The 8,883-nt window shown below is 43.8% G+C and carries 10 protein-coding genes; 4 read left to right on the forward strand and 6 right to left on the reverse strand.

Annotation, left to right across the window (positions count from 1 at the left end; all coding sequences use genetic code 11):
• The first annotated feature begins 167 nt into the window (after positions 1-167).
• Entirely contained in the window at positions 168-1,238 is a 1,071-nt protein-coding gene (locus tag EWV84_RS10150; RefSeq protein ID WP_287077895.1) for a YheT family hydrolase, read from the forward strand.
• Positions 1,239-1,355: 117 nt separating this feature from the next.
• Here EWV84_RS10150 and EWV84_RS10155 read toward each other — a convergent pair whose 3' ends face one another.
• Positions 1,356-2,351, reverse strand: coding sequence for a carbohydrate kinase family protein (locus EWV84_RS10155; protein WP_287077896.1), 996 nt, complete (start codon positions 2,349-2,351; stop codon positions 1,356-1,358).
• Positions 2,352-2,693: 342 nt separating this feature from the next.
• Here EWV84_RS10155 and EWV84_RS10160 point away from each other — a divergent pair, with 342 nt between their 5' ends.
• On the forward strand, positions 2,694-3,164 hold the full coding sequence (locus EWV84_RS10160) for a GNAT family N-acetyltransferase (RefSeq protein WP_287077897.1): 471 nt from the start codon (positions 2,694-2,696) through the stop codon (positions 3,162-3,164).
• On the opposite strand, the gene EWV84_RS10165 is transcribed toward EWV84_RS10160, so the two are convergent.
• The 4 genes from EWV84_RS10165 to EWV84_RS10180 form a co-directional block, all read right to left on the reverse strand.
• Positions 3,100-3,957: a sensor histidine kinase gene (locus EWV84_RS10165; protein ID WP_287077898.1), complete on the reverse strand. Its 858-nt coding sequence runs from the start codon at positions 3,955-3,957 to the stop codon at positions 3,100-3,102. The genes EWV84_RS10160 and EWV84_RS10165 overlap by 65 nt on opposite strands.
• Positions 3,912-4,499 carry an L-threonylcarbamoyladenylate synthase gene (locus tag EWV84_RS10170; RefSeq protein WP_287077899.1) on the reverse strand — a complete coding sequence of 196 codons (588 nt, stop codon included), beginning with the start codon at positions 4,497-4,499 and terminating at the stop codon, positions 3,912-3,914. Before EWV84_RS10170 ends, EWV84_RS10165 begins: the two co-directional genes overlap by 46 nt.
• Before the next feature lie 286 nt (positions 4,500-4,785).
• Positions 4,786-5,940, reverse strand: a complete 1,155-nt coding sequence (locus tag EWV84_RS10175; protein ID WP_287077900.1) for a macro domain-containing protein — start codon at positions 5,938-5,940, stop codon at positions 4,786-4,788.
• Between the two features lie 2 nt (positions 5,941-5,942).
• Positions 5,943-6,533 carry a DUF4433 domain-containing protein gene (locus tag EWV84_RS10180; RefSeq protein ID WP_287077901.1) on the reverse strand — a complete coding sequence of 197 codons (591 nt, stop codon included), beginning with the start codon at positions 6,531-6,533 and terminating at the stop codon, positions 5,943-5,945.
• A 157-nt stretch (positions 6,534-6,690) separates the two neighbouring features.
• Here EWV84_RS10180 and EWV84_RS10185 point away from each other — a divergent pair, with 157 nt between their 5' ends.
• Both EWV84_RS10185 and trpD read left to right on the forward strand, forming a co-directional pair.
• Positions 6,691-7,218: a GIY-YIG nuclease family protein gene (locus EWV84_RS10185; protein WP_287077902.1), complete on the forward strand. Its 528-nt coding sequence runs from the start codon at positions 6,691-6,693 to the stop codon at positions 7,216-7,218.
• Positions 7,219-7,297: 79 nt separating this feature from the next.
• On the forward strand, positions 7,298-8,332 hold the full coding sequence (trpD, locus tag EWV84_RS10190) for an anthranilate phosphoribosyltransferase (protein WP_287077903.1): 1,035 nt from the start codon (positions 7,298-7,300) through the stop codon (positions 8,330-8,332).
• A gap of 113 nt (positions 8,333-8,445) precedes the next feature.
• Here trpD and EWV84_RS10195 read toward each other — a convergent pair whose 3' ends face one another.
• Positions 8,446-8,598: a hypothetical protein gene (locus EWV84_RS10195; protein ID WP_287077904.1), complete on the reverse strand. Its 153-nt coding sequence runs from the start codon at positions 8,596-8,598 to the stop codon at positions 8,446-8,448.
• Positions 8,599-8,883: the final 285 nt, after the last annotated feature.

Below are 8,883 nucleotides of genomic sequence, written 5' to 3' on the forward strand. Positions count from 1 at the left end.
CTGAACGAAACCCCCTACTATCTGTGGTCAAGGTTCAGTTTTTAGCTTGGTTATCGCTTTTTCCATTGTAGCTTAAAGCCGTCGTAAAACGACGGGGTTTTAACCCAAATTTTCGATAAGTTAATTTTTGTCTCCCCCTCTTGACTTTTTGATTCCCCTGTGCTGCTATGATTGCCCATCCTAGGACGAAGACTGATAATCTCACCTACACTCCGCCCCCATTGCTGAAAAACGGTTTTGCCATGACTCTCTATGTGTCCCTAAAAGCGCGAGAAACCTGGCAAAATACGATCGCTATTCCCGAACCAGTCTATCAAGAAACCATTTTCACCGGGGCCAATGCCGTCCCCATCTACGGGATTTTTTCCATTCCCCCACAAGCGAAGGGAACCATTATCGGGACCTACGGCATCACGGGAGACTTAGATAATCAATGGTTTTTAAGAATTTTAGGCAGAAAAGCCGTAGCGAGAAACTACGCAGTCGTCCTCTTCGATTGGCGCGCCCACGGTAAGACAGCCGAATTATCCCCGACTCTCACCTCCGATGGCATCTATGAAGGGCTAGATTTCATTCATATTGCCGCCCAAGCTCAAAAAATGGGCTGTCCTGCTCCTTTTTGGTTCACAGGTTACTCTCTGGGGGGACAATTGGCCCTGTGGGGAATTAAATCGGTAGAGAATCAGGAAGATATGGGGATCGATCCCGTCGATATCGGTGGTGGTGCGGTAATTTGTCCTAATTTAGACTCTAATCGTTCTTTATCCTATCTCGTCCAGGATCCCTGGGGGAAACATTTGGAAAAAGCGATCGCCAGGGAATTACGCAAGTTAGCCAAACGCATCCATCAAGCTCATCCCGATCATATCGATCCCCAAGCAATTACTCGCGCCACCACGATTGCCGGATTCGATCGAGAATTAGTGATTAAAAACTTAGGATTTAAGACAGTTTTTGACTATTATGCCGCTAGTAGTCCCTTGCCCTTTCAACCCTATTTAACTAAACCCACTTTTATCCTCTACGCGGCCGATGATCCCCTCTTTTCCCCCGCAGTTATTCCCGATCTGCAAGCAGCGATCGCCGATAATCCCCACGTCGATCTACTCTTAACCAACCACGGTGGTCATGTGGGTTATATCAGCAGTTTATCCTGTCAGCGTCAGTGGGGCGATAGCGATCGCTGGTGGGCATGGAATCGGGTTTTAGACTGGTTTGACCAAAAAACTGGCAAATAATACTAAATCCGTTTTTAATCCTGTGATTAACTGCCGATCTAACTTTAAAAACCCAGTTATGGATTGTTTCCCCCCCCCTTCTCTCCTATACTTTTTAAACAGGATTTAGTATAATTTCTAGGAGTCAAAGGCCGCTAGAAACTCCTCCACCTGTTCCCGAGTCGGTTGGGATGCGATCGCTCCTGCCGCCCTTGTCACCATTGCCCCCACCGCACAGGCATAAATCACCGCATTACGCGCTAAATCGGCATTTTCCCCGATTTGATCGCCTCCAAGACTAGCACGAGCTAAAAAACCCGCCACAAAGCCATCTCCTGCCCCGGTTGTATCCACTACCTCCCCAGGGAAAGCCTCAACAGTGCCGCTATTTTCGCCTAAATGATATTTACAACCTTTTGCGCCGCCAGTAACCAGAATTGCCCCTAAATTGGGGTATTGTGATGATATTCTGACGGGGGTATCAGTGCCAAATAACCATGCTGCTTCTTCCTCGCTACATTTGAGCAAATCGGCCCGGAAGATAAAATCTCGAATCCGATCAGGAGCGGCCTCAAGATTAGGCCAAAAAACCGGCCGCCAGTTGATATCGATCAATACTTTCACCCCGTAAATTTTAGCTAATTCGAGGGCGCGCATCATCGCCGCTCTCGCCGGGGGATAGGCTAACCCTAGGGTTCCCATAACTAGATAATCGGCATTTTTAAAGATATTTTCGGCTAATAAGTCACCATTAAGGGCAGTATCGGCAAAATCCGTCGTTTTAATGCCGCCAAAACCCGCAAAATGTCTGTCTCCCCCAGCATCGCGGGTGACATAAACTTGTCGGGTGGGTAGGGTGGGGTGATACTGTACACCAGTGGTATCGACTCCGAGAGCGTCTAGCAAGGCGATTAACTGTTCCCCTCGTTGATCTTTGCCCACACAACCGATAAAAGCCGAATTTATGCCCAATTTTCGCAATCCACAGGCCACGTTTGCCGGCGCACCCCCGGCATAGGTTGTCCAAGAAGTCACTTGCTCTATAGAGCGCTCGCTTTGATCGGCAATTAGATCAGAGAGGATTTCCCCTAAACAAATGACAGACACTGGCGAAGATCTTTGATGGTTAAGCATTGGTGTGGGAATTATAAATGATGAATTATGAATGATGAATTATGAAGTGGGGTAGTGGGGAAGTGGGGAAGCTGTCTCATCACCCTATCACCCCAAAACCCTATCACCCCAAAACCCTATCTCCTCCTGACTCCTGAACACTGACGACCGACTCCCGATCACTGATTAATAACTTGTCAAGAAATCACGATAAATCAACTAGAGATTATCTGAGGCATTGAGTATAATCAAACACATAGATAGATTAGGGGAAATTGCTCATAATCAGTCCGATCGAGCGTGAATCCTCTTTCTCGGAAAAATATCTTCTCCTATTTTTTAGTCTTAGACTAAGGAAATATCATGATTGATTGTAGTCAGATTCAGTTTGACGAGGATAAAAGCAAGATAGATCTATTGCAACTACGAGAATTATTTAATTTAACCGCATTTTGGGCAATCGATCGCCGTTTGGAAGATTTAGCAACCGCAATTGACTATAGTGATCCAGTGGTGACGGTGTGGAATGAGCGGCAATTAATTGGTTTTGCTCGCGCCATTTCTGACGGCATTTATCGGGCAACTATTTGGGATGTGATTGTTCATCCCGATTATCAGGGAGCCGGTTTAGGGCGTAAATTAGTAGAAACAGTTTTGGCCCATCCCCGAATAAATCGGGTGGAAAGAGTCTATTTGATGACTACTAATCAAGAAAAATTTTACCAGCACATTGGTTTCCAAAGCAATGCCACGACGACGATGGTATTATTTAATCGTTATACCGAGGAGTTTTCCTATCCAGCGATCGAGGTAAAGAAAAAACGATCCGTGTGAGCTTGTCCTGACTATTGTTATCGATTTGATCTAAGCTCATTTCCCCCCCCGATACTTCGATAATGCCTTTCGCTAACTGGAATTTAAGACCGGGAGAAAGACCGAGAGCTTGGGTAAATTGTTTGACTTCTTCTGGCTTTGATTCTAAACTCAAAGGGGAAATTTCTGGCATTTGCCAGAGAGGGATTTCCCCCGGAAATTCTAGGACAATAGTGACTTTTTTCTCGCAAAGAGTGCTTACCGAGATACAAATAGAGCCACTCGCTAAGTTAGCGATCGCTGCATCAACGAGAAGGACAAGAGCGGAGGATAAACGCTGATAATCGGCAATAATAGCAATATCATCGGTTAAAGGGCTAAATTTAAGCTTAATATTGCGATTAGCTGCCTGTAAATAGGTTAAACTTGCCCAATCTTCCCAAAGTTTAGTTAAAGAAAAAATTTCTCGCTCCAGAGGTATAGTACCCGACTCTAGTTTGGAGAGATTAATCATCTCATCGAGCATTGCCATCAGTTTACGGCCCGCCAGTTGTCCTTGGGCGATAAATTCCCTTTCTTCGGCTGGACTTTCGCAAAGATCGGCGAGAATCAGTTGATGGAGACTGATCATACTGCTCAATGGCGATCGCAATTCGTGGGCAACCCGTCCCAAAAAACTGCTTTTGAGGTGATTAATTGCCACGGCCAGGTGATAAGCGAGGCGAGTTTGCTGTAATTCCCGTTTTAAAGCGTCAATATCGTCCATATTTACAGAAAAACTGCCCCTTGTCGTAAGATATCCCATCCTTGACATTGCCAACGCGCGACAGTGGAGGGTTGTCCACTATTGATTATTCCCCATGCTTGCCTTTCTGTGGGCGCTAACACCGTCACCGAGGGAAAAGTAGTCATAATCGCGGATGGAGTTAATAAAGGCTCTTGTCCTGACAGATTAGCACTTGTGGTCGCTAAAACACCAGTTCGACCGAGAATTTCTCTTGCGATCGCATGAGCGGGAACTCGGATCCCGATCGTGCTAGGATCCTTCGGGTTAAGAACTTTTGGTACTTTTTCAGAAGCGGGTAAAACCAAAGTTAGGGAGCCGGGCCAGTGTTTTTCGGTCATTTGCTGCCAAATTTCCCTTTCTTCCTGACTTCCCTTGACATAATCCCATAAATCTGCTGCTGAGGCCGCCATGAGAATTAAAGGTTTATCAAAAGTCCGTTTTTTAGCGGCAAAAATTAAGGCAGCATAGGGGGGAGAAACCGCTAAAGCGGGAACTGTATCCGTGGGAAAAGAAACCACTTGACCACTTAGGGCCGCGTGAACAATTTCGTTAAGAGAAGCAGTAGGCATTGAGAATTGATCATTTTTGGGGACTAATTTAGCCTAAGACTTTTTGGTACAATTTTAAAGGGTAAGCAGTTGATCAATATTAATTTTACTAACACTTGCTCCTAGTGCCTCTTGTCAAAAATGGTCAACTTCTTAACCTTCCAGAATCAGAATTTGATCTATTCATCACAGTTGATCGCCACCTGTCATTTTAACAGAATCTGCCTCAATTTGATATTGCGGTAAACGAGTAATTTAGATAGATAGTTAACAGCTTATGCAACACGGTTATTAGCCTGTTTACAGCTTATACCGCAAACTCATACTCTAATTGCTGTTGCAACTGATTCGACGTTGCAACGTACCTAACAGGACGTGTAAGCTTTTTAACTTTACCAAGTTTTTCTGCCGCTTCCAACCACTCACCTACCAACTTTTTAGGAAGCTTAAACATTTCAGAAATTTCATCTTTTGTACGCTCTGTACTAAGAGCTTGTTCTATATAGGGCAGAATTATCAGGAAAGCATCATAATTTTCATTACAAGAAGCACCCATAATTCTCTGTTCTTCAGCAGTAGATTCCGCTTGTAATGGAGAACTTAACTGACTTGCAGAAGCCCCTAGATTCTCCTCTGTAGTAAGAGTAGTGTTTATCTCAGTGCGTTCTTCATAAAAACCTACTGCTTCTAATTGAGAACTTAACTGATTGGTAGATTCTTGCCAGTTCTCTTCTTCAGTAATTGTGTCCAGAATCTGAAGTTGCAATGTATTAGCAGATTTAGGCTTATCTTTCTCAAACTCAAATTTCTTTACGGATTGATATAAGAAGCTAAACATATCATTATATGTCTGCTTCCCAACACCTTCAATTTTTCCTAACTCTCGAAATCTTCTAATTGGTAAGGCATGAATTATTTTTTTTCTGATATCAGATCTGAGATTAAGTTCTTTATCCCATCCAAAGCTCTCAATATTATTGACCAAACTAACCATTGAACCCTCTACACCTGTTGCTTCCTTTTCTTGATCTAAACAAATAAATACATCAATATCGAGGTTTCCCAGATATTTTTCCATCAAAGGGGATACATCACCCCAATCAAGTCCACCATGACTACATCCCAACTTAGGAAAAGCGATCGAAGTAATGCCGCCTTTCTGATAGTTAATGGAGAAATACTTAAGTCCCTCATCTATCCATTCAATTTTAGAGGGATACTTCCAGTGATCCTTTGTCGGGAAGTTAAGAATCCAAACATTCCCATAATTTCTGTAAAGATAAGGCTTTCCAGTTTTAACCTCTTTTTTCCTGCATCGCTCTACATAGTCTTTTTCCATTTCTGGAAATCTTAGCTGAAACTCTAGAGCCAAGCCAGCACCCATTACACCAACGCAGTTAACTGTGTTAACAATCGTTTGCGTGTTGACATTGAAAACTGTGGTATCTGTGTAATGTAGCATGACTAGAAATATAAATCTGGATACACCATTCCTATAATATCAGTTCTCTGTATAGCTGCAAGGATAACGTTGCTGTGCTTCTGGGAACGGCAAAATACTGCTTTGATCCTATTGGGCGCTACCGTCGGGTAAACAAGTATCTCTGCACACTTCATGCGCTTACCATCTTCGAAATCATTCCAGTATTGCGCCCAGATTACATTCCAAGGCAACTGGTTAAGCATTTGCGCGCCCCGGTAGAACCGAGTCTCCCCTGCCGCTGCATTTCCATCAGAAAAGATAACATTTGTTTCTAATAAAAGTTGTGGCTCAATTCCCAAAATAACAATGTCATCTTGATGCTGTTTCCTCCTATACAGCATTGGATTTCTGGGTGAAAAATACAGCGGAACATATTCATGTAGTGGTATTTTGTCAATTGTTCGATTAGCTCTTCTATTTTGAACATCTGGATCAGAAATATCTACTTCTATTAATCCTCTCCTATAGGCTTCATTATGTGACAACAATCCATTCGTAATGATAGAGGTAAGGTTATTTATATAAGTCATGTGGTACAGGTACTCAATACCGTACTCCTGAAAAATATCCATAAGGAGGAACCGAAGCTATGCTCACTTGCTTATTGTTCCCTGCGACTAACGGCAGGGCAACTTTTAGTTTACCATAGTAGGTTAGCCACAGCCCGGAATATAAAATTCAAACTTAGGTATAATTTATATATCTCCAACCAATTATCGACAGCTAATTATGAATGAGCCTGATACTTTTGCTAATCTCGAACAATTAGAATATATTCCCTACCTAGATGCCACGGGTAATATCTGTGCTGATTTCCAGGGGAAAATCGGGGTTTATGCCATTTTTGATCGAGAACAAGTCTTAGAGTTTGTCGGCTATTCTCGTGATATTTATCTCAGTTTAAAACAACATCTTGCCCGACAGCCCCAAGCTTGTTATTGGCTAAAAATACAGTTGATTGATCGTCCTAATCGGACTATTCTCGAATCGATTAAACAAGCTTGGCTAAGAGAAAGTCAGGCAGTAATCGGCAATGAAAAACTCTGGACAGAACCAATTGATGCTAAATTAACCATGACTGAGACAGAAAAAGAATTTTATCAAAGTGCTGACGAATTGGGGCAAATCAAGTTATTAAAACAGGTATCCAGACGAGTAGAAAACGATATTTTATCAACCCTAGAAAAACGGGGAGTACAGATGGAAATTCGTTTTAATCCCAAGTTAAAAGAACAGGGTTTGCTCGATTTAAAGTAAAAATTCCTAGGGGCGATCGATTCTCCAGACAAACCGCTATGATAGTATATCGCCCCATCCCGACACCAATGGAACAGCGATGACCACTCAAGACTGGCCAAACCTACTGCAGCAACTACTCGATCGAAAATCCCTTTCCCTTAACCAAGCTGAAGAATTAATGACTGGATGGTTAAACGGCCAGATTCCGGAAGTTTTATCGGGGGCGATTTTAGCGGCTTTGCAAGCAAAAGGAGTCTCGGCCGCGGAATTAGCGGGAATGGCCACAGTTTTACGGCAACAATCTCGCTTAGAAGACCCTAAACCCCATACTACTCCCGTTATCGATACCTGTGGCACCGGCGGTGACGGGTCCTCCACTTTTAATATTTCCACTGCTGTGGCTTTTGTGGCGGCCGCCGGGGGCGTAAAAGTGGCTAAACACGGCAATCGCTCGGCTTCCAGCAAGGTCGGTTCGGCCGATGTTCTAGAATATCTTGGGGTTAATTTAAGCGCCCCTAGCGAGAAAGTAGCGGCGGCTTTAGATGGGGTGGGAGTGACCTTTCTTTTTGCCCCCGGTTGGCATCCAGCCCTGAAAAGTGTGGCTAATCTCCGCAAAACCCTGAAAGTTCGCACGGTTTTTAATCTTCTTGGCCCTCTAGTTAATCCTCTCCGTCCCACAGGTCAAGTTATCGGGGTTTATGACCGGCAATTTCTCACCCCCATGGCCACGGCTTTAGCACAAATGGGAACCCCAAAGGCGATTATTGTTCACGGCCGGGAAAAACTCGACGAGGTGGGGTTAGGAGATCTGACCGATATGGCTTTATTAAATAATGGTGAGGTGATTTCTGGGGCGATCGATCCTTTGTCAATTTCTATCCCCAGAGCTAGTTTAAATGCCCTTAAAGGCGGGGAAGTGCCAGAAAATGCCGAAATACTCAAAAATGTCCTGCAAGGGGGTGGAACGCCGGCTCAACGGGATGCTGTGGCAATTAATGCCTCTCTTGCCCTACAGGTGGCAGCAAAGGTCACTTTTGGCGATCATGCTGCTGGTTTCGCTCTCGCACGCGAGATTTTAGCCAGTGGGTTAGCTTGGCAAAAATTAGAGGAGTTGGTTAAGTTTCTCTCCTAGGACAATTCACAGGAGTCAGGAGACTCCGAGACAGGAGATAGGGTGGTCACTGCGTGTGCGTTGCGGGGGGTTTTGGGGTTTTGGGGTGTTAGGGTGTTAGGGTGTTAGGGTGGTCACTGCGTGCGCGTTGCGGGGGGTGTTAGGGTTTTAGTTGAAATTCCCCCACTTCCCCACTTCCCCACTTCCCCACTTCCCCACTTCCCCACTTCCCCACTTCCCCACTCTGCAATAATTACTCGCAGCCAGAAATACGTTTGGATTATCATACTTTGTGCTTTTTGTCAAAAAAACTTTTTTTTTGCAATAAAACTACATAAAAAAAAGATCATCGTTGCTGGTGAAATTGACTGATTTACCCGTCTTAATTAGGATAACCTTCTAGGTTTGGCAAGGGTTTCAACCATTGCTGCCCAAAAAAGCACAGAATAACCCACTATGAAATTCTATCAAATCGCTGTAACCATTGCAACATCGTTGTTAAATAAAAATCTTTCTCAATTAATTCTTAAGAATTTATAAATATTGCGAAATGTTAATTTAAATATTCTCAA

The sequence above is a fragment of the Microcystis sp. M_QC_C_20170808_M3Col genome, assembly GCF_007095505.1.
GTDB lineage: Bacteria > Cyanobacteriota > Cyanobacteriia > Cyanobacteriales > Microcystaceae > Microcystis.

Coding starts and splice junctions, on each gene's coding strand:
- EWV84_RS10150 (WP_287077895.1), top strand. CDS start 168: ATGATTGCCCATCCTAGGACGAAGACTGATAATCTCACCTACACTCCG.
- EWV84_RS10155 (WP_287077896.1), bottom strand. CDS start 2,351: ATGCTTAACCATCAAAGATCTTCGCCAGTGTCTGTCATTTGTTTAGGG.
- EWV84_RS10160 (WP_287077897.1), top strand. CDS start 2,694: ATGATTGATTGTAGTCAGATTCAGTTTGACGAGGATAAAAGCAAGATA.
- EWV84_RS10165 (WP_287077898.1), bottom strand. CDS start 3,957: ATGTCAAGGATGGGATATCTTACGACAAGGGGCAGTTTTTCTGTAAAT.
- EWV84_RS10170 (WP_287077899.1), bottom strand. CDS start 4,499: ATGCCTACTGCTTCTCTTAACGAAATTGTTCACGCGGCCCTAAGTGGT.
- EWV84_RS10175 (WP_287077900.1), bottom strand. CDS start 5,940: ATGCTACATTACACAGATACCACAGTTTTCAATGTCAACACGCAAACG.
- EWV84_RS10180 (WP_287077901.1), bottom strand. CDS start 6,533: ATGGATATTTTTCAGGAGTACGGTATTGAGTACCTGTACCACATGACT.
- EWV84_RS10185 (WP_287077902.1), top strand. CDS start 6,691: ATGAATGAGCCTGATACTTTTGCTAATCTCGAACAATTAGAATATATT.
- trpD (WP_287077903.1), top strand. CDS start 7,298: ATGACCACTCAAGACTGGCCAAACCTACTGCAGCAACTACTCGATCGA.
- EWV84_RS10195 (WP_287077904.1), bottom strand. CDS start 8,598: ATGATAATCCAAACGTATTTCTGGCTGCGAGTAATTATTGCAGAGTGG.